The 20,163-nt window shown below is 63.3% G+C and carries 19 protein-coding genes; 12 read left to right on the top strand and 7 right to left on the bottom strand.

Annotated features, from left to right (window positions below; translation table 11 throughout):
* The first annotated feature begins 137 nt into the window (after positions 1-137).
* The 3 genes from ppc to GYK42_RS08780 all read left to right on the top strand — a co-directional run bounded on the left by ppc (position 138) and on the right by GYK42_RS08780 (position 6,153).
* Positions 138-2,987 carry a phosphoenolpyruvate carboxylase gene (gene ppc, locus GYK42_RS08790; RefSeq protein ID WP_166447160.1) on the top strand — a complete coding sequence of 950 codons (2,850 nt, stop codon included), beginning with the start codon at positions 138-140 and terminating at the stop codon, positions 2,985-2,987.
* A gap of 175 nt (positions 2,988-3,162) precedes the next feature.
* Positions 3,163-4,959: a PAS domain-containing sensor histidine kinase gene (locus GYK42_RS08785; protein ID WP_166447159.1), complete on the top strand. Its 1,797-nt coding sequence runs from the start codon at positions 3,163-3,165 to the stop codon at positions 4,957-4,959.
* Between the two features lie 54 nt (positions 4,960-5,013).
* On the top strand, positions 5,014-6,153 hold the full coding sequence (locus tag GYK42_RS08780; RefSeq protein ID WP_166447158.1) for an HAF repeat-containing protein: 1,140 nt from the start codon (positions 5,014-5,016) through the stop codon (positions 6,151-6,153).
* A gap of 58 nt (positions 6,154-6,211) precedes the next feature.
* Here the strand turns inward: GYK42_RS08780 and rpoD are convergent, their stop codons facing one another.
* Positions 6,212-8,770 carry an RNA polymerase sigma factor RpoD gene (gene rpoD / locus GYK42_RS08775; RefSeq protein ID WP_166447157.1) on the bottom strand — a complete coding sequence of 853 codons (2,559 nt, stop codon included), beginning with the start codon at positions 8,768-8,770 and terminating at the stop codon, positions 6,212-6,214.
* A 569-nt stretch (positions 8,771-9,339) separates the two neighbouring features.
* Between rpoD and GYK42_RS08770 the strand changes: the two genes are divergently transcribed.
* The 3 genes from GYK42_RS08770 to GYK42_RS08760 are packed head-to-tail and all read left to right on the top strand — an operon-like array spanning position 9,340 to position 10,952.
* Positions 9,340-9,849 carry a ProQ/FINO family protein gene (locus GYK42_RS08770; protein ID WP_166447156.1) on the top strand — a complete coding sequence of 170 codons (510 nt, stop codon included), beginning with the start codon at positions 9,340-9,342 and terminating at the stop codon, positions 9,847-9,849.
* 9 nt (positions 9,850-9,858) lie between these two features.
* A complete protein-coding gene (locus GYK42_RS08765; RefSeq protein WP_046682485.1) occupies positions 9,859-10,506 on the top strand; it encodes a 3'-5' exonuclease in 648 nt (215 codons plus the stop codon).
* Positions 10,507-10,526: 20 nt separating this feature from the next.
* Positions 10,527-10,952 (top strand): SMI1/KNR4 family protein, encoded by a 426-nt coding sequence (locus GYK42_RS08760; protein WP_166447155.1) that lies wholly within the window; start codon positions 10,527-10,529, stop codon positions 10,950-10,952.
* 21 nt (positions 10,953-10,973) lie between these two features.
* Here GYK42_RS08760 and GYK42_RS08755 read toward each other — a convergent pair whose 3' ends face one another.
* Together GYK42_RS08755 and GYK42_RS08750 are read right to left on the bottom strand one after the other, a co-directional pair.
* The gene (locus GYK42_RS08755) at positions 10,974-11,321 is read right to left on the bottom strand and encodes a DUF4870 domain-containing protein (protein WP_046682483.1); all 348 of its coding nucleotides are present in this window, start codon (positions 11,319-11,321) and stop codon (positions 10,974-10,976) included.
* A 90-nt stretch (positions 11,322-11,411) separates the two neighbouring features.
* Complete coding sequence (locus tag GYK42_RS08750) at positions 11,412-12,833, bottom strand: PLP-dependent aminotransferase family protein (protein WP_166447154.1); 1,422 nt, start codon at positions 12,831-12,833, stop codon at positions 11,412-11,414.
* A 152-nt stretch (positions 12,834-12,985) separates the two neighbouring features.
* Between GYK42_RS08750 and GYK42_RS08745 the strand changes: the two genes are divergently transcribed.
* Positions 12,986-13,687: a c-type cytochrome gene (locus tag GYK42_RS08745; RefSeq protein WP_240943518.1), complete on the top strand. Its 702-nt coding sequence runs from the start codon at positions 12,986-12,988 to the stop codon at positions 13,685-13,687.
* Positions 13,684-14,958, top strand: a complete 1,275-nt coding sequence (locus GYK42_RS08740) for a c-type cytochrome (RefSeq protein ID WP_166447153.1) — start codon at positions 13,684-13,686, stop codon at positions 14,956-14,958. The genes GYK42_RS08745 and GYK42_RS08740 overlap by 4 nt, the downstream gene beginning before the upstream one ends.
* Positions 14,959-15,010: 52 nt before the next feature.
* Here GYK42_RS08740 and GYK42_RS08735 read toward each other — a convergent pair whose 3' ends face one another.
* Positions 15,011-15,646, bottom strand: coding sequence for an SAM-dependent methyltransferase (locus GYK42_RS08735; protein ID WP_046682538.1), 636 nt, complete (start codon positions 15,644-15,646; stop codon positions 15,011-15,013).
* 188 nt (positions 15,647-15,834) lie between these two features.
* Here GYK42_RS08735 and GYK42_RS08730 point away from each other — a divergent pair, with 188 nt between their 5' ends.
* On the top strand, positions 15,835-16,629 hold the full coding sequence (locus tag GYK42_RS08730; protein WP_166447152.1) for a head GIN domain-containing protein: 795 nt from the start codon (positions 15,835-15,837) through the stop codon (positions 16,627-16,629).
* A 59-nt stretch (positions 16,630-16,688) separates the two neighbouring features.
* Here GYK42_RS08730 and GYK42_RS08725 read toward each other — a convergent pair whose 3' ends face one another.
* From GYK42_RS08725 to GYK42_RS08715, 3 genes are read right to left on the bottom strand one after another with little or no spacing between them, the layout of a single operon-like run.
* On the bottom strand, positions 16,689-17,231 hold the full coding sequence (locus tag GYK42_RS08725; protein ID WP_034786185.1) for a YaeQ family protein: 543 nt from the start codon (positions 17,229-17,231) through the stop codon (positions 16,689-16,691).
* Between the two features lie 39 nt (positions 17,232-17,270).
* The gene (gene purU, locus GYK42_RS08720) at positions 17,271-18,152 is read right to left on the bottom strand and encodes a formyltetrahydrofolate deformylase (RefSeq protein WP_034786194.1); all 882 of its coding nucleotides are present in this window, start codon (positions 18,150-18,152) and stop codon (positions 17,271-17,273) included.
* 38 nt (positions 18,153-18,190) lie between these two features.
* Complete coding sequence (locus tag GYK42_RS08715) at positions 18,191-18,409, bottom strand: hypothetical protein (RefSeq protein WP_166447151.1); 219 nt, start codon at positions 18,407-18,409, stop codon at positions 18,191-18,193.
* A 102-nt stretch (positions 18,410-18,511) separates the two neighbouring features.
* Here GYK42_RS08715 and GYK42_RS08710 point away from each other — a divergent pair, with 102 nt between their 5' ends.
* From GYK42_RS08710 to GYK42_RS08700, 3 genes are all read left to right on the top strand, one after another.
* Positions 18,512-19,009, top strand: coding sequence for a phasin family protein (locus tag GYK42_RS08710; RefSeq protein WP_240943517.1), 498 nt, complete (start codon positions 18,512-18,514; stop codon positions 19,007-19,009).
* Positions 19,010-19,057: 48 nt separating this feature from the next.
* Positions 19,058-19,438, top strand: a complete 381-nt coding sequence (locus GYK42_RS08705; RefSeq protein ID WP_166447149.1) for a KGG domain-containing protein — start codon at positions 19,058-19,060, stop codon at positions 19,436-19,438.
* A gap of 178 nt (positions 19,439-19,616) precedes the next feature.
* Positions 19,617-20,129: a YgjP-like metallopeptidase domain-containing protein gene (locus GYK42_RS08700; protein ID WP_034758768.1), complete on the top strand. Its 513-nt coding sequence runs from the start codon at positions 19,617-19,619 to the stop codon at positions 20,127-20,129.
* Positions 20,130-20,163 lie beyond the last annotated feature (34 nt).

The raw sequence follows: 20,163 nt of genomic DNA, 5'->3' as shown, positions 1-20,163 counted from the left end.
CTTGGCCTAGAAGGCCAAGTCAGGCTAGCGTCCATGTTGAAGACCACAAATTTTATCATGCGCCCCCTCCCCTCTGCGGCCAAACGCCCGGTGCGATCCACATTCCCTTGCTTTTACACTTACTTTGGTTCTTTATTATGCTCAATGACGCAGTAGCACCAGAAATAGTTCCAGCGGCCGGCTCCGACAAGGACGCGCCGCTGAAAGAAGACATCCGCCTGCTGGGCCGCCTGCTGGGCGACGTGCTGCGGGAACAGGAAGGCGACGCCGTCTTCAATGTGGTGGAAACCATACGCCAGACTTCCGTGCGCTTCCGCCGCGAAGCGGACGCGGACGCGGCCCTGGAACTGGACGCCATGCTCAAGGAACTGAGCCGCGAACAGACGATTTCCGTCGTGCGCGCCTTTTCTTATTTCTCGCACCTGGCCAACATCGCGGAAGACCAGCACCACATCCGCCGCCGCCGCGCCCACCTGCTGGCTGGTTCCCCTGCGCAAAAGGGCAGCGTCAGCTTCGCGCTGAAAAAACTGCGCATGGCCGGCGTGCCGCGCAAGACCGTCGATACCTTCTTCCAGGACGCCCTGATCGCGCCCGTGCTGACGGCCCACCCGACGGAAGTGCAGCGCAAGAGCATCCTTGACGCAGAGCACGACATCGCCCGCCTGCTGGCCGAGCGCGACCTGCCGCAGACGCCGAAAGAACGGCAAGCCAACATGCAGCTACTGCGCTCGCGCGTGGCCACCCTGTGGCAGACGCGCATGCTGCGCTATTCGAAGCTGACGGTGGCCGACGAGATCGAAAACGCCCTGTCCTACTACCGCATCACCTTCCTGCGCGAACTGCCGGGCCTGTATGACGACATCGAGGAAGACATCGCCGCCGAGTATCCGAACGGCGACGGCACCATCGAGCCGATCAACGCCGCCTACGTGCAGATGGGCAGCTGGATCGGCGGCGACCGCGACGGCAACCCGAACGTCAACGCGGGCACCATGCAGCACGCGCTGGCGCGCCACGCCACCACCATCCTCGACTTTTACCTCGACGAAGTGCACGCGCTGGGCGCGGAATTGTCCGTCTCGACCCTGATGGTGGGCGTGAGTGCCGAACTGCAGGCGCTGGCGGACCAGTCGCCGGACGCTTCGCCGCACCGCAGCGACGAACCGTACCGCCGCGCCCTGATCGGCATCTATGCGCGTCTGGCCGCCACGGCCCGCGCCCTGGGCGCCACCAACATCCTGCGCAAGGAAGTGGGCGCGGCAGCGGCCTACCCGGACGCGGCCGCCTTTGTCGCCGACTTGCGCACCATCGTCGCCTCGCTCGAATCGCACCACGGCGCGGCCCTCGTGCGCCCCCGCCTGGCCACCCTGGCGCGCGCGGCCGACATCTTCGGTTTCCACCTGGCGTCGCTCGACATGCGCCAGACCTCGGACGTGCACGAGCGCGTGCTGGCCGACCTGTTCGCGAAAAGCGGCGTGGCCGCCGACTACACGGCCCTGTCCGAGGAAGACAAGCAGGCGCTGCTGCTGAACGAACTGGCCCAGCCGCGTTTGCTGTATTCGCCCTATATCGCCTACGCCACCGAAACGGATTCCGAGCTGGCGATCCTGCGCGCGGCGCGCGACATCCGTCAGCGCTACGGGGCGCGGGCCATTCGCAACTACATCATTTCGCACACGGAAACCGTGTCCGACCTGCTGGAAGTATTGCTGCTGCAAAAGGAAACGGGCTTGCTGCGCACCGACTGGAAGGCCGGAGGCGACGGCGACAGCACGTGCGAACTGATGGTCATCCCCCTGTTCGAGACGATCCCCGACCTGCAGCGCGCGGCCGGCATCATGAGCCAGGTCATGGCCTTGCCGCTAGTCAAGCAGCTGATCGCCAAGCAGGGGCAGTTGCAGGAAGTCATGCTCGGCTATTCCGACTCGAACAAGGATGGCGGTTTCCTTACGTCGAACTGGGAACTGTACAAGGCGGAACTGGCGCTCGTGTCCGATTTCCGCAAGGCCGGCGTCAAGCTGCGCCTGTTCCATGGCCGCGGCGGCACGGTGGGCCGTGGCGGCGGACCCAGCTACGAAGCCATCCTGGCCCAGCCGCCGGGCACCGTCAACGGCCAGATCCGTTTGACGGAGCAAGGCGAGATCATCGCCTCGAAGTTTTCCAACGCGGAAATCGGCCGGCGCAACCTGGAATTGCTGGTCGCCGCCACCCTGGAAGCGAGCCTGGCGCCGCAGGAAGCCAATCCGGCCCGCAACAGCCAGCTGGCGCAGTTCGAAGCCGTGATGGCGGAACTGTCGGACCTCGCCTATCACGCCTACCGCCACCTCGTGTATGAAACGCCGGGCTTTACGGAGTATTTCTTCTCGGCCACGCCGATTGCGGAAATCGCCGAACTGAACCTCGGTTCCCGTCCCGCCTCGCGCAAGGCCAACCAGCGCATCGAAGACTTGCGCGCCATTCCCTGGGGCTTTTCCTGGGGCCAGTGCCGCTTGCTGCTGCCGGGCTGGTTCGGCTTCGGCAGCGCCATCGAGGCCTGGATCAACCAGGCCGACGGCGCCGCAAAGGATGACAAGATCGCCACCCTGCGCGCCATGTATGCCGAATGGCCATTCTTTGCCACCTTGCTGTCGAACATGGACATGGTGCTGGCCAAGACGGACCTGGCGATCGCCTCGCGCTATGCGGAACTGGTGGCGGACCAGGACTTGCGCGAACGCATCTACAAGCGCATTACGGACGAGCATGGCAACACCTTGCGCTGCCTGGAGCTGATCACCGGCAATACGGAACGCCTGGCGGGCAATCCGCTGCTGGCCCGCTCGATCCAGAACCGCTTCGCCTATCTCGACCCGCTGAACCATTTGCAGGTGGAATTGATCAAGCGCAACCGCGCGCTGTCCAGCGCCAGTAAAGTGGATGAACGGGTGCACCGCGGTATCCAGCTGTCGATCAACGGCGTCGCGGCAGGTCTGCGCAACACGGGCTGATCGCGTCAAACTGCCATCGGCAGGCAGGGGCCGGCACCGCAAGGGCCGGCCTTTTGCTTTCCCAATGGAAAAATATTCTCAAGAAAACAACATTTGGTATTACACTGGCGGCTGACACTCCCCCTCTCCGGCGCCAAGCGCACGGCAGCGGCCAACCATGACGCCAGGAACGCGGATGAGCAAATGGTCGATTGAAACGCTGAGTGCGGCATGCGCCGCCCTCATCCTGATCATGCTGGGCTGGCTGGCGGGCGCGGCCTGGCAGGAGCTCGACTTCTGGGAACATGTCTGGCTGTCGCTGCTGCTGGCGACGTCCGCCAGCACAGCCATGTGGCTGATGCGCAAGCTGCGCGCCCACGTGGCCAACACGCGACTGCAGCTCGACGCCAGCGTCATGCGCTACCGCGACCTGAGCGAGACGGCGCAGGACGGCATGTGGCAAACGGATGCGCAAGGCACGATATTGCATATCAACCAGCGCCTGTGCGACATGCTGGGCATCCCGGCGGAAAAGCTGCTGGGCCACACGATGAGCGAATTCCACGATGAAGCGACCTTGTTGCGCCTGTGCCCGCTGAGGCGCACGCAGGAACACAGCTGCATGGGCGAACTGCAGTATTGGCACAGCGACGGCTCGGAACGCTGGGCCATGATCAGCGGCCGCTGCCTGTACGACCAGCTGGGCACCTTGACGGGCGCGCTCGTGCTGGCCAGCGACATCACCGAACAAAAGCGGGCCGAACACGCGTTAAGCGTGGCCCATGCGGAGCTGGAAAGCCGCGTGGCCCTGCGCACGGCCCAGTTGCTCGACGTGAATCTCCAGCTGTCCGCGGAAATCGCCATGCGCGCGCAAACGGAAGCCGCCCTGGCGCGCAGCGAAGAGCGGCTGCAGGACATCATTTCCATGATGCCCCTGTCGCTGTTCCTCAAGGATGCCGATTCGCGCATCGTGCTGATGAACCAGGCCTGCGAACAGCAATGGGGCGTGCGCCAGCAGGACATCGCCGAGGGACGCGACCTGCAGCATTTCCCCACGGAACAGAACATGGGCTTCCACGCGGCGGACCAGGAAGCGTTTGCCAGCCGCAAGGTGGTGATCCGCGAAGAATTGGTATGGAACGCGCAGTTGCAGGAAAACCGCCTGGTGCAGACGCACAAGAAACCCGTGTTTGACGACGACGGCCAGCCGCAGATGATCATCGCCATGGCCATCGACATCACCGACAGCAAGCGCAACGAGGAAAACCTGCAGCGCACCCTGGCCCAGCTGCGCGAACTGACCGACCACCAGCAAACCATCAAGGAAGAGGAGCGGCGGCGCATCTCGCTCGACATTCATGACGACCTGGGCCAGAACCTGATGGTGCTGCGCATCGATGTGTCGCTGCTGCACGCGCGCACGGCCAAAGCCCACCCGCGCCTGCACCGCCACGCCCAGCGCGTGCTCGACACCATCGATACCACCATCCGCTCCGTGCGCACCATCATCAATGACTTGCATCCCAGTACCCTTGAACTGGGACTGGGCCCGGCGGCAGAATGGCTGATCCGCCAGATGGAGGGCCGCGGCGCCATCCGCTACCGGCTCACGCTCGACAGCGAGGCGCCCGACCTGGGCCTGGACCAGCGCCAGACGTCAGCCATCTTCCGCGTGCTGCAGGAATCGCTGTCGAACATCGTGCGCCACGCCCAGGCCAGCGAAGTGGAAGTGGCGCTGGCGCAGGATACGGACGCCATCGTGCTGCGCATCAGCGACAACGGCATCGGCATGCAGCCGGGCGACCACGGCAAGCGGGCCGCCTTCGGCCTGAAAAGCATACGCGAACGTGTCCACGCGCTGGGCGGCGAACTGCGCATCGACAGCCAGGCCGGCCAGGGCACGGTGCTGGCCATCCACTTGCCGCAACCCAGGAAAGGCGCGCCGGCCGAGAATGACGAAATGCAAAAATTAGCAAAAACAGTAGCGAATTAAGTATGCATTTTTAGCATTGAAAAGTATAGTAAGTTTTTTCTTGAGGAAACTATCATGCTGCCACGGTTCTCCCGCTTCCCCGCTCCACTGCTCGGCGTGTGCCTGCTGGCCGCCGTCTCCACCGCCAGCGCCACCATCTATGCCGAACGGGGCTTTGGTGAAAGAGATGGCAATGGCAGCATCGCGTCCGACCTGAACCCGGCCGGCCTGGTGGCCGGCATCATCATGGAAGAAGAAGGACGGCGCCGCGCCGTGACGTACCAGCATGGCCGTATCCGCGAGCTGGGCACCCTGGGCGGCGATGAAGGTTTTACCAAAGCCATCAATATCCATGGCGTGGTGGTCGGTTCGGCGCAGACGGCCAGCGGCGCCTGGCACGCCTTCCGCTACGACGCGGCGGGCGGCATGCGCGACCTGGGCACCCTGGGCGGCACCAGCAGCTATGCCACGGCCATCGCGCGCGGCGGCCAGGTGGCCGGCTATGCCGATACGAGCGGCGGCGATTTTCACGCCTTTGTGACGCACGCCGACCACAGCCTGCAAGACCTGGGCACCCTGGGCGGCGCCAGCAGCTATGCCAGCGGCCTGAACAACCATGGCGTGGTGGTGGGCACGGCCCAGCGCGGCGACGGCTACCGCCGCGCCTTCGTCTACCGCCCCGGCGCGGGCATGCAGGAAATCGACACCCTGCCCGGCGGACGCATCAGTTCAGCCACCGCCATCAATGACGCGGGCCTGATCGTGGGCGCCTCGGAAACGGAAAAGCGCCGCTGGCACGCCTTTGCCTGGGACGGCAAGCGCATGCTCGACCTGGGCGCCATGATCGGCCAGGGCGACAGCTACGCCACGGCGGTCAACGCTGCCGGACACGTCGTCGGCAGCGTCAACATCAACGGCTATGAACCGATGACCTTTGTCTACAAGGAAGGCGTGATGACGGTGCGCCGCCGCGACGATGGCCTGTACCTGACCAACAAGATCACGGACGCCGGCCTGGTGGTGGGCGCCGTCTACACGGGGCATAAATTCCAGGCCTTCGCCGTGCCGTCGCAAGCGTCGCCGGCGCCCCCGCGCCGCAACCCGCTGGACTGGTTCTTCATGACCGTCATCGCCGCCGCCTGCGGCGCGGCGCTGTACCGCGCGCGGCGCCACTTCCGCACCGGCCTGCAAGGCCAGCGCACGTATTTCATGTAAGCCAACGCTGGGGATGGACGAAAAAAAAGAGGCTTGCGCCTCTTTTTTTTATGACTGCCTAGTTTTGCGTCAAGAACGTTTTCAGTTTGTCCGAACGCGAAGGCTGGCGCAGCTTGCTCATGGCTTTCGCTTCGATCTGGCGGATGCGCTCGCGCGTCACGTCGAACTGCTTGCCCACTTCTTCCAAGGTGTGGTCGTTCGACATTTCCACGCCGTAACGCATGCGCAGCACTTTCGCTTCGCGCGGCGTCAGGGAGTCGAGCACTTCCTTGATCACGTTGCGCATCGATGCGTGCAGCGCGGCATCCAGCGGCGCCAACGTCGTGTTGTCTTCGATGAAGTCGCCCAGTTGCGAATCGCCATCTTCGCCCATCGGCGTTTCCATGGAAATCGGCTCTTTCGCGATCTTCATGATTTCGCGCACCTTGTTTTCCGGCATTTCCATCTTGACGGCCAGGGTCGCCAGGTCCGGCTCGCTGCCCGTTTCCTGCATGATCTGGCGCGAGATGCGGTTCATCTTGTTGATCGTTTCGATCATGTGCACCGGCACGCGGATGGTGCGGGCCATGTCGGCGATCGAACGCGTGATGGCCTGGCGGATCCACCAGGTGGCGTAGGTCGAGAACTTGTAGCCGCGGCGGTATTCGAACTTGTCGACGGCCTTCAGCAAGCCGATGTTGCCTTCCTGGATCAGATCGAGGAATTGCAAGCCGCGGTTGATGTATTTCTTGGCGATCGAAATGACCAGGCGCAAGTTGGCGACCGTCATTTCGCGTTTCGCGTGACGGGCACGCTTTTCGCCTGCAGCCATCTGCTTGTTGATCTTGCGCAAGTCAGCCAGCGGCAGGGCCACGCGCGCTTGCAGGTCGATCATCTTCTTTTGCAGTTCCTTGACGGCAGGCACGTTGCGGCTGAGGATGGCGCTGTACGGATACTTGCAATCGACTTCGCGGTCGACCCATTCCAGGTCGCATTCATTGCCTGGGAATACCTTGATGAAGTGGGCGCGCGGCATGCCGCATTTGTTCACGCACAGTTCCAGCACGGCGCGCTCGATGTGGCGCACTTCTTCCATCTGGCCGCGCAGCGTGTCGCACAGCTTTTCCACGACCTTGGCCGTGAAGCGGATGCCCAGCAATTCCTGCGAAATGGCTTCCTGCGCCTTGACGTAGGCTTTCGAGTTGTAACCCTCTGGCGCCTTGCGCATCTTGTCGTACTGCGTCGAAATGACGTTGAATTTCTCCAACGCATTCTTTTTCAGCTGGGCCAATTGCTCGCTCGAGAAACCGGCCGCGCCGCCATTGGCGTCGCCGTCTTCTTCCTCGGCTTCTTCTTCCTCTTCCTCGTCGTCACCGCTGGCGGCGGCGGGCGCGGCGGCAGCGGCTGGCGCCGGGGCATTGCTTTCGTTCAAATCGACAAAGCCGTCGACCACTTCATCGACCTTGATTTCGTCGCGTGCGATTTTTTGCGACAGTGCAACGATTTCGCCGATGGTGGTCGGGCAGGCGGAAATGGCCTGGATCATGTCTTTCAGGCCGCCTTCGATGCGCTTGGCGATCTCGATCTCGCCTTCGCGCGTCAGCAGCGCCACGGCGCCCATTTCACGCATGTACATGCGCACGGGGTCGGTGGTGCGGCCGAAGTCGGAGTCGACGGTCGACAAGGCGGTCGCGGCGGCCGCTTCCACTTCATCGTCGCTGGTGACGGTGGCGACGTTGTCAGTCAACAACAGGCTTTCCGCGTCAGGGGCACGCTCGTAGACGGCGATACCCATGTCGTTGAAGGTGGCGATGATGCCTTCGATCGCTTCCGGATCGATGATGTTTTCCGGCAATTGGTCATTGATCTCGGCATAGGTGAGGAAACCGCGTTCCTTGCCCATGTTGATCAAACCCGTGATCTGCTTGCGGCGGCGTTCCAGGTCCGCTGCCGATGCTTCCGGATCGCCCAGTGCATCGGCCAGGCCGCCCTTGGCCTTGCGGTCGCGCGCTTTCGATACAGCCTTCAGTTCGGCGCGTTCGACGGCGTTCAGTGCTGCCACTTCATCGTTTTCCGGCGTGAATTCGCTTGGCTTGCGGCCACGGCGGCCCGGCACCTTGACGGTTGGCAGGAAGTAATTCGACGTATCGATGGCGGCCAGGGCATCGGCGTCCGTGGTCTTGCTGACCACTTGCGCACCGGTGATGATGGTCACGGGCGCCGCTTCAGGCTTGGCGCGCACGACTTTCGAACGGGCTGCCGTCACCACCTTATTCGTGGCGGCGCTTTCGCTGACCTTGCGCGGCGCGGCCGGAGCCTTGGCGCCAGGGGCGATCTTCACGCTTGGCGTCTTGGCCGGCGCGGCATCGGCCACCTCTGCCACGTCGGCAACGGCCTCGGCGGCCGGCGCGCTGACGGCCGCTTCCGCTGCCGCATCGGCCGGTGGCACGGCGGCCAGGCGCGAGCGGCTTTTCTTCACCACGGTGACGACGGTCGGCGCCGTCGTGACGGTGGCTTCCGGATTCGCTTGCGCATTATCGATGAAGTAAGATAAAGTCGTTTTGGGTACGGCAAGTGGTGCCGCGGCTGGGCGTGGCGCCTTGGCGGACAACGTTAAAGTTTTTGGCGTATTCTTCATGAGATATCTCTTAATGCGAGACCAGATGGTGTCGGCGCGAAGTGAATGATTCCACCTAAGCCTGCGAAACCGGACTCGATGGAGCGTATTGTTGCGGCTGCCGTGTTAACGGCAGCGGCGCCTGTCTATCGGGACGTTCAAAGCCCGCGCATCCGTCATGCGGAGCGGCGGGGCCGAAGCCGGGTCAGATAAATAAGCGATGTACATTGCGGAATGAAAAAAAGCCCGTACCAGAACGGGCTTGAATCTATTGTTGTTCAGTGAAGACACAGCGGAGAGCAAGATTATGCACGAAGGCCAGTTATCTGGATAATTGATAAGAGGAATATCCGATATCAAAAATACTAATAATTGGGGTCCTGTACCGCACTGCTCCTATCCCCTGCACACCTGAGCCAGACCGTCAAAAACGGGGTCCAGTCATCAGCGCAAGCCGACATTATACACATTTCCCGTATTTCGCGCTGCATCCGCTGCAGTGCGAAGCCGCTTATCGCAGGTCAAGTTGCCAAAAAAGACAATGCACTTGCCTGTGGCGCGTGCTATGCTCCCCTTTTATAGCCCAACCAATGATGTCGATGACCAGCTCCACGCCAGACCAGCAAGCCACCACTCCTGACACGCCAATCGATGCAGCCCCAGCGGCGGCACCGGCCGCAGCGACCACGCCGGCGCCGGCCGGCCTGACCGCGCGCGCGCTGCTGAAGCAGTTCCAGGAGCAATTCCCGCCATTCCGCGATTGCCTGCCCTTGTCGATCGGTATCGACAAGCAGATCCTGGCGCGCCTGCCGGACCTGGACCGCAAGCTGATGCGCACGGCGCTGGGCATCCACACGGGTTCGCTGCGCTACCTGCGCGTGATGGAAAAAGCCAAGGTACGCTACGACCTCGACGGTACAGCCGGCGCGGAAGTGACGCAAACCCACCGCGACCACGCCACGCAAGTATTGCAGCAGCGCTTCAAGAAGGAAGCCGAGCGCAAGAAAGCCGAGCGCGACGCGGCCGCCGCCGAAGAAGCGAACCGCTTGCGCCTGGAAAAACTGAATCAGCTGACCGCGAAATTCTCGCGCAAAGGCTGATCCGGTTTCATGGACACAGCTGCCGCACCGCCACTGCCCCCGTATCAAGGCATCGCCCTCGAGCACGTCAAGCTGGTACGCACCAGCGATGATGCAAAAGCGGCCATGGCCGCCCTGCTGGCAGCGGACGCCATCGGCTTCGATACGGAATCGAAGCCGACGTTCGTCAAGGGCGAGTCTTCCACGGGACCGCATTTGATCCAGCTGGCCACCGACGACATCGCCTACCTGTTCCAGGTGGGCAGTACGCCGGCGCCGGCCCTGGCCGAACTCAAAGCCATCCTCGAATCGACCACCACCCTGAAGGTGGGCTTTGGCCTGTCCGACGACGTCAAGCGCCTGCGCAACAAGCTGGGCATCGCGCCGGCCCAGGTGCTCGACCTGTCCGTCGCCCTGCGCGGCGGCCAGCGCAACGACCTGGGCGCGAAGACGGCCGTGGCCAAGTTCTTCGGCCTGCACCTGCAGAAATCGAAAAAGATCTCGACCACCAACTGGGCCACCTCGCGCCTGACGGAAAAGCAGATACTGTACGCGGCCGACGATGCGCAAGTGGCCCTGCGCGTGTACCGCCGCTGGATCGCCGAAGGCGGTAAAGTCACGCCGCAAAAAGCCCCGCGCGCCAGCACGCCGCCGGCCGCGCCGTCCGCACCCGCCTGAAACTGGCGCCCTCCCGCAAGATGAGCAAGAGCAAGTCCATCGGCACCACGCTTGACGCAATCGCCGCCGCCGAACAGGCGCTGGGGCGAGCGCTGCCCGCGTCCTATGTGAAATGGTTATTGGAGAACAATGGCCGCGCGCTGGGCGCCTTGAACGTATTTCCCGTGTACGACGCGGCCAATGCGCGCAAGACGTGGGAATCAATCGAGCGCCACTACAACACGGGCTGGCAGGAATGGCTGGAAAACGTAGATGGCGGCAACGATGCCGCCAGCCTGCTGCCCTTCGCCCAGTTCGGCACAGGCGATTACTATTGTTTTGACTATGCGCACGCGGGGCCATCGGGCGAGCCGGTGGTCGTGTTGTGGTCGCATGAAACAGGCGTCACCAGCGCGGTGACGCCCGACTTTGCGTCATTCCTCATACTACCCGGCCGCCCGGGCTGAAACCCGGCGGCCGGCGCAGCCTTATTTGACGAGGCGCAAAGTCAGCGGATAACGGTAAGTGATGCCATTGCTGGCCTTGACGGCCGCCACGATCGAGCATACCAGGTTGGCCAGCGCCACGATCCAGAACAGGAACAGGCCGATCAGCACGAACGACAGGATGAAGCAGACGAAATACCAGATGATCAGGGTGATCTGGAAATTGAGCGCTTCGCGGGCATTCTCGGCCGAGAATTTATCCGCGTCATCTTTCTTGATCAAGTAAATGATCAGCGGCGCCACCCAGCTGGTGAACAGGCCGCCAACGTGGGACAGGATGGCGATCGTCGTATCTTGCGTACGACCCACTTCCGGCTGCGTGTTATCCATTATCATTCCCATCATTAGTTATAGATACTTCAATATAACAGCAATATTTCTTTTTGGAATGAAACACTTGCTACCGCAAGGGATTTTTTTTCATGTACCGCTTGTTGCCGCCTGCGCCAGCCGCCCCAGCGTGGCAATCGCCTCTTCCAGTTGCGGACTCCACGGGTGGCCGTAATTGAGGCGGATGCAGTGGCGAAACGCGCGCGTGGCGGAAAAGATGGGGCCGGGCGCGATGCTGATGCCGGCCGCCAGCGCGCTGCGGTGCAAGGCCAGCGCATCGATACCGGCAGGCATCTCCACCCAGACGAAATAACCGCCCTGCGGCCGCGTTACCCGCGTGCCGGGCGGAAAATGCACGGCGATGGCTTGCAGCATGGTGTTTTGCTGCGCCGCCAGGGTCAGCCGCAGCTGGCGCAAATGGCGGTCGTAGCCGCCCTGCGCCAGGTAATCGGCCAGCGCCATCTGCAGCGGTATCGGTGCCGACAGGCTGGTCGTCAGCTTCAGGCGCTCGACCTGGCGCGCATGGCGGCCCGCCACGGCCCAGCCCAGGCGAAAGCCGGGCGCCAGGGTCTTGGAAAACGAGCTGCAATGCATCACCAAACCCGCGCTGTCGTGGCTTTTCGTCAGGCCGGGGCGCTGCTTGCCAAAGTACAGCTCGCCATACACATCATCCTCGATCAGCGGCACGCCATGGCGCGCCAGCAGTTCGACCAGCGCGCGCTTCTTTTCCGGCGGCATCAGGCTGCCCAGCGGATTCTGGAAACTCGTCATCAGCCAGCACGCCTTGGGCTGGTGGCGCTGCAGCAACTCTTCCAGCGCGGCCAGGTCGACGCCGTCGCGCGGGCTGGTGGCAATTTCCACGGCCTTCAATTCCAGCCGCTGCAGCGCCTGCAGACAGGCATAGAAGCTGGGCGACTCGATCAGCACCGTATCGCCTGGCCGCGTGACGGCTTGCAGGCACAGGTTCAGCGCTTCCAGCGCGCCATTCGTGATGACGATGTCCTCGCTGGAAACGGGCACGCCGTCGAGCTGGTAGCGCAGGGCGATCTGACGACGCAGCTCGGCATTACCCAAGGACAAATCCGTGACGGTGCTCCACGGATCGAGGCGGCGCATGCTGGCCGACACGGCCCGCGCCAGCCGTTCCATCGGAAACAGAAGCGGGCTGGGAAACGCCGAGCCGAACGGCACGATATCGCGCGCGCCCACGGCGCCCAGCACCTCGAACACGAGGTCGCTGACGTCGACCGTGGTGCTGGCGGCCAGCGGATGCGAACTGTCCGGCTCGGGCGCCAGCGCGGCGCGCTGCGGCGCCACGTAGTAGCCGGAGCGGGGACGCGAGACGATCATGCCGCGCGCCTCGAGCAAGTAATACGCCTGGAATACCGTCGACGGACTCACGCCCCTGCGCGCATGCTGCTGGCGCACGGACGGCAATTTATCGCCTGGCAGCAACAGCTGCGTGCTGATCATGGCGCCGACTTCTTCCGCCAATTCCTCATATCGTTTCAACCCTGCTCCTCAAACTGATCCGTGGTTTTATTGCACAACTGATCCTGTCACAGTGACAGTACCCGGTATATGCTAGGGTAACAACATCCGGGCAGCAACACCGGCACGCGACACAGACCGACGAGACAGGTGATTTCCCCATGCGACTTTCCATGCTACTGCATTCTCCCCTCGTGCTGATGCTGGCCATAGCCGCGCCCGCTGCCATCTCCGCCAGCCACGACAGCCTGGAGCAGCGCATCAAGGCGTGCACGTCTTGTCATGCGCAACAGGAAAAGCACGATGCCTTCTTTCCCCGCATCGCCGGCAAGCCTGCCGGCTACCTGTACAACCAGCTGCTGAATTTTCGCGAGGGACGGCGCCAGTATCCGATGATGAACTATATGGTCGAGCACTTGCCTGACGATTACCTGCGCGAAATCGCCGAGTATTTTGCGGCACAGCACCCTGCCCCGCCGCCGGCCCAGCCCAGCGGCGCCGGCACGACGGCCCTGGCGCGCGGACAGCAGCTGGTGCTGCGCGGTGATGCCGGCAAAAAGATACCCGCCTGTATCGCCTGCCACGGCCAGCAGCTGGCCGGCGTGGCGCCCGCCATCCCCGGCTTGCTGGGCTTGCCGCGCGACTATATCAACGCCCAGCTGGGCGCATGGAAGAACGGCATCCGCCGCGCCCACGCTCCCGACTGCATGGCGCAAGTGGCGCAGCGCCTGTCGGATGCCGACGTGGGCGCCGTCTCGGCCTGGCTGGGCACGCAGGTCGCCAACGCCGACGCGCGGCCCGCCAGCAGCATCGCCCTGCCCCTACCGCTGCATTGCGGCGGCGTACCCGGCTCCAGCGCGCAGGTGGCGCCATGAAAAAATGGATGATCGCGATTGCCGGCGTCGCCATCGTTGCGGCCGGCGCCAAATTCATCCTGTGGCCGGCGGACGATCTGGGACCGCCCGCCGTGGCCAGCACCCTGAGCCAGGAACAGCTGGTCGCGCGCGGCGCCTACCTGGCCAAGGCGGGCGACTGCATGGCCTGCCACACGACGCGCGGCGGCGTGCCGTATGCGGGTGGCCGGGCCTTGCAGACGCCGTTCGGCAAGGTGCTCTCGCCCAACATCACGGCCGACAAGGAAACGGGCATCGGCAGCTGGACGGCCGACGATTTCTGGCGCGCCATCCACAATGGCAAATCAAAAGATGGCCGGCTGCTGTATCCCGCCTTTCCCTACACCAGCTATACCAAGGTGCAGCGCGAAGACAGCGACGCCCTGTACGCGTATTTCCAGAGCGTGCCGCCGCACAAACAAACGAACGCGCCGCACGCGCTGCGCTTCCCCTACAACCAGCAGATCGCGCTGGCCGCCTGGCGCGCCCTGTATTTCAAGCCCGGCGTGTACCAGCCGCTCACAAACAAAAGCATGGAATGGAACCGCGGCGCCTATCTGGTGCAGGGCCTGGGCCACTGCAGCGCCTGCCATAGCAGCCGCACCACCCTGGGCGGCAGCGACGACGGCCTGTCGGGCGGCCTGATCCCCGTGCTGGGCTGGTACGCGCCCTCGCTGACGTCGGACGCGGAAGCGGGCCTTGGGGACTGGGATACGGCGCATATCGTGGAATTGCTGCAAACGGGCGTGTCGCCGCGCGCCACCGTGTTCGGCCCCATGGCGGAAGTCGTACGGCAAAGCTTGCAGCACATGAGCACGGCCGACGTGCAGGCGATGGCCGTCTACCTGAAGAGCCTGCCCGGCCCCGCGCAGCCCGCACAACGGGCGCCGCGCGACACGTCGGAGCAAGCCAGGCAGCAACTGGCGCTGGGCGCGAAACTGTATGAGGCGCAATGCGCGAGCTGCCACCAGGCCGATGGCAAGGGCTTGCCGCCCGGCTATCCGCCGCTGGCCGGCAACCGCGCGCTGACGACGCAGTCGGCCGTCAACGCCATCCGCCTCGTGCTCAACGGCGGCTTCGCGCCCGGCACCCGCGGCAACCCGCGTCCCTACGGCATGCCGCCGTTCGGCCCCGTCATGGATGACGCGGAAGTGGCGGCCGTGGTGACGTACCTGCGCGTGTCGTGGGGCAATGATGCGCCGGCCGTGTCGGCCCTGGAGGTAAATAAATACCGTAGCGTGCCGCTGGAGTAGCGGACGTGAAAAAGCCGGCAAGCGCCGGCTTTTTCACGAACCACAGCAATCCTCAACGGAACTTGCTCTTGTGCCCCGTCTTCAAATCCAGCGCATAACGCACGCCATTGTCCGTCAGCATGACTTCATCGGGCGGTTCCTCGCCGGCCAGGGCGCCGTCGATCAGGGGCAAGCCTTCACCCTTGCGCATCAGATCGTCGCAGCGCTCGTACACGTTGACGCAGCCGGTGGAGGCCATCAGCGATTGCACGATGGCCACTTTCCACGCGTCGACGCCGCCGGCGTTGAATTCGCAGATCAGATAGCCTTGCACGCCGCCGAACAGCTGCACCACCAGGCCCGGCAAGCCCTCGTCCTCGCCCTTGATCAGCGTCAGCAGCTGGTTTTCACCGGCCTTCTTGATGGCTGGCAGTTTTTTCTCGATGGCGGCCTTGACCCGGCGTTTGATCAGCGCGTGGTCGACGGGTTCGTCTTCCTTGAAGCTCCAGATGCGCGCGCGGATCTGCGACTTCGAATTGTAGGCGGCGCGGGCGATGAATTGCTTAGCCGAGCTTTGCACGATGGCCGTCGAGCCAGGCTTCATTTTTTCCTGCGGCTTGCCTTCGACTTTTTCAATCGCGGACGCGTAAATCCACGATTGGCCCAGCAAGCTCTTTTCCTTGCCCTGTTTGATGGTGATGATCAGCATGTAATTCCAGTAGTGTGAGCGGCGCGTGCCGGTCGTCGTATGTCCAATACCGGCATGATACCTCATGCCATCCTGTCGCATCCTCCTGCATTCCATGCCGCCGCTGGCGCAGTCTGTCGCAGGGCGGTACGCAGGCGCGGCCGGCTGGCATACCATGCAAGTATACCAATTCAAAACAGGGAGCAAGAATGACACAGCCACTTTTCCACCCGCGCCACCGCCGCCACGCCAGCGCCGCGACCGCCCTGCTGCTGGCCGCCTGCGCGCTGGCCAGCCCGGCCGCGCCGGCGCTGGCATCGCCGCTCGACTGGATTTCCGGCAACAGCATCCAGGGCAGCGGCAAGCTGCAAAAGCAGACGCGCGACGTGGGCAGTTTCCATGCCGTGGCGCTGAACGTGCCGGGCACGGTCGAACTGCGCATCGGCAACACGGACAGCGTCACCATCGAAGCGGACGACAATATCCTGCCGCTGATCGACACGGCCGTGGAAAACGGCACCCTGCGCATCCGCCCCGCCAAGCGCAACGCCAATTTCCGCCAGAGCAGCCTGACCATCGTCATCCAGGCGCGCCAGGTGGAGCGCGTCAGCGTGGGTGGCTCGGGCAACATCACGGCGACGGGCTTGCGCGCCGAGAACCTGCGCTTCGACGTGGGCGGTTCCGGCTCCATCCATGCGCGCGACCTCGACAGCCGCCAAGTTTCCATTGCCATCGGCGGCAGCGGCAGCTTCAAGGCCAGCGGCAAGACGGAGCAGCTGACGGCGTCGATCGGCGGCTCGGGCAATATCCAGGCCGGCAAGCTGGCGGCGCGCGAGGTGCAGGTAAGCATCGGCGGCTCGGGCGAAGCGCAAGTATGGGCCAAGGACGACTTGACCATCAGCATCGGCGGTTCGGGCGAAGTGAGCTACTACGGCGACCCGCGCATCAGCCGCAGCATGCAGCGTTCGAGCAGCATCAAGCGCCTGGGCGCAGCACCGAATTGATCGTTCACAACGAAAAAAGCCCGGATCGCTCCGGGCTTTTTGCGTTTCCTACAGTCAAATCAGCGGGCCGGCTTCACCGGTTCGCGGTCGATCAGGACCGTGTTGACGCTGTCCGTCAGCCAGATCTGGCCATCCTGGATCGTGCATTGCAGCTGCATGCTGCGCTGCGCCAGCTTGCTCATGTCTTGCGCCGCTTCGGACGGCAGGTTGATCACGGTCAGGTTTTTCGCCCGTTCCAGTTTGTTGGCGATCTGCTTCCACCAGATGTGGCTCGTTGCGCCATAGCTGTAGACGATGACCTGCTCCGAACGGCCGCACGCCTTCAGGATGCGCTTTTCGTCGGGCTGGCCCACTTCGATCCACAGCTGGATGGCGCCCGTCAGGTCTTTCTGCCACAGGTCGGGCTCTTCCGTGTCGAACAGGCCCTTGGTGAAGGTCAGCGCCTCGTCGGCGTGGATGGCGAACGCCAGCAGGCGCACCATCATGCGCTCGTCCGTCTCGGACGGGTGGCGCGCCAGGGTCAGCGCGTGATCCTGGTAGTAATTGCGGTCCATGTCGGCGATCTGCAGATCGGCTTTGAAAATTGTTGCTTTAAGGGCCATCGTGTTTCTGTCTCGGTAAAGTGAATAGTGAAGTCGGTATCAGCGGAAAACCACCGTCTTGTCGCCATTTTTCAAAATGCGGTGCTCGACGAACCATTTCACGGCGCGCGCCAGCACCACGCACTCGACGTCGCGGCCGATGGCCGTCAGGGTTTCCGCATCCATCGCATGGTCGACGCGCTCGACGTCCTGCTCGATGATCGGGCCTTCGTCCAGGTCGCCCGTGACGAAATGGGCCGTCGCGCCGATCAGCTTGACGCCGCGGTGATGCGCCTGCGCATACGGCTTGGCGCCCTTGAAGCTGGGCAGGAAGGAATGGTGGATATTGATGGCGCGGCCGTCGAGCGCCTGGCACAGGCCGGGCGACAGGATTTGCATGTAGCGCGCCAGCACCACCAGGTCGATCTTGTGCGTGTCCATCAAGTCGATGATCTTCGCTTCCTGCGCCAGCTTGGCCGCTTCCGGCGCGCCGGCCGCCAGCGGCAGGTGGTGGAAGGGAATATTGTAGCTGGCCGCCAGCTGGTAGAACTCCATGTGGTTCGACACGATGGCGGGAATTTCCACGTTCAGCAAGCCGCTCTTGTAGCGGAACAGCAAGTCGTTCAGGCAATGGCCGATCTTCGACACCATCAGCATGACGCGCGGCTTGACGCGCGCATCGTGCAACTGGCCGTGGAAGGGGCCATTCAACTGCATGGCTTGCGACAGGTCGGCGAAGTCGCTGCGCAACTGGGCGTCGCTGACGGCGCCGTCTTCCAGCGCGAAATGCACGCGCATGAAGAACAGCTGGGATTCCTGGTCGCCGAACTGGGCGGAATCGAGGATGTTGCAGCCGCGCTCGGCCAGGAAGCCGGAGACGCGGTGCACGATGCCGCGCTGGTCCAGGCAGGACAGGGTCAGGATGTATTCGGGATGCGTCATGGTCGCGGAATCAGGTAAAAAGTAAGGCGATGCTCGGCTCAGCCACGCGCGCCGGCCATCGGCTGCGCTGCCGCGAGCCGGCTATTGTCGCACGGCCGGGCCTGTAAACATGCATTTTCCACACAAGCGACATGGCTGCCCACTGCGTCGGCCTGATTGACGTTCATTTGATCCAGCACAAAGTGATCGCGTTTTTCCACCTGCCAGCCCCCATTCTCGCGCCAAACCGGCATCTGCCATGGAACCTGGCGCGCCATTGGGCGTCTATCCCTTTGCTTGTTTCACCATACGCCGCATCCGGTGCACCGGGTGTTTTCTGGATCCGCTTTTCATTGAGGTAGAACATGTTCCCAAACAGTATGTCCCCCAGTCTCAGCCCCGCCCTGAAGTCCCATCTCGAGGCCCAGTGCAATTTCGCCACGGAACTATCGCGCAAGATGTTCGATACGGTGCAGCAGTTAAGCGAGCTGCATCTGCGGCTGGCGCAAGACTTGTTGCAGGAGTGGAGCAGCGCCAGCCAGCAACTGCTGTGCGCGCGCGACACGGGTGAGCTCATGTCGCTGGCCGCCGGCCAGTTGCAGCCAAGCGGCAACACACTGCGCCAGTACCAGCAGCAACTAGGCAATCTCGTCGCCAGCGCCAATGTCGAAATGAACCGCACGGCAGAGAACCACTTGCCCGAAGCGAGCCGCACGGCCGTGGCCTTCGCTGACGAAGTGGTGCGCAAGACGGCCGAAGAAACGGAAAAAGCCACGCAGCGCCAGCGTGAAATGATTGAAAAAATGCACGCCACGGGCCACCGCGACGGCGCGGGCAGCAACCGCGATACCAGCAGGCAATCCGATCAGGCGCATTGAGCGCCTGTATCGACCACTTGACCCCCACTCGACAGCAAGGAGAGCGACATGGCTAGCAATCAAGGTAATGAACAGGGCAAAGGCGCTGGCAGCAGCCAGAAAGCCAGCGAATCGGGCAGCGCCAAAGGCACGAGCAAGCGCGGTTTCGCCGCCATGAATGAAGAGCAGCAGCGCGAAATTGCCAGCAAGGGCGGCCAGGCAGCCCATCAAAAGGGCACGGCGCATGAATTCGACTCGGAAGAAGCACGCCGTGCCGGACAGAAAGGCGGCGAAGCCGTCAGCCGCAACCGCGAACACATGGCGGAAATCGGCAGGAAAGGCGGCGAAAGCCGGCAATCGGCCCAGCGCGCCAATGAAAACCGCGGCAGCACGACGGCGCGCAGCAGCACTGGCCGGCAGGGCGGCAAGGAGGAAGACGACAAGGGCTGACCGGGGCTGGCGGGACCGGCCGGGCTGAGCGAGTTGCCCCGGCCGCGCGCGGCTTGACGCAGGAAGGCACGGGGCGGCCCTGGCGGCCCCGTGCAAGGCCTGGCGCAGCGCCGGGGGCGGCGGTATGGTACATTCTCGCCTTACCGACACCTCCGCGCCCCGTCCCGCCCTTCCCCGCATGCAGCCATCCCTGAAATACCTGAGCGCCTATTCCGAACAAACGCAAGCGCAAGTACAGCAACTGATCGCGCAGGACAAGCTGGGCGACGTCCTGTTGAAACGCTATCCGAACGCACACGATGTGCGCAACGACAAGGCTTTATACCAGTATGTGCAGGATTTGAAGAATGAATTCCTGCGCAATGCCGAGCCCATCAACAAGGTGGCGTTCGACAGCAAGATCCACGTGATCCAGCATGCGCTGGGCTTGCATACCTCGATCTCGCGCGTGCAAGGCGGCAAGCTGAAGGCCAAGCATGAAATCCGCGTGGCCACCATGTTCAAGGAAGTGCCGCTGGAATTCCTGCGCATGATCGCCGTGCACGAACTGGCGCACGTCAAGGAAAAGCAGCACGACAAGGCCTTCTACAAGCTGTGCACGTATATGGAACCGCAGTACCACCAGTACGAATTCGACGTGCGCCTGTACCTGACCCAGCTCGACCTGTCAGGCCAGCGCCTGTGGTCGTAACGTCCTGATCGTAACGTCCTGGTCATGCAGTCAG

The organism is Janthinobacterium lividum, from assembly GCF_011601275.1.
GTDB classification, from domain to species: Bacteria; Pseudomonadota; Gammaproteobacteria; order Burkholderiales; family Burkholderiaceae_D; genus Janthinobacterium; species Janthinobacterium lividum_E.
Note: the sequence above shows the minus strand (reverse complement) of the source record. Positions and strands in the feature narration are given on the sequence as shown.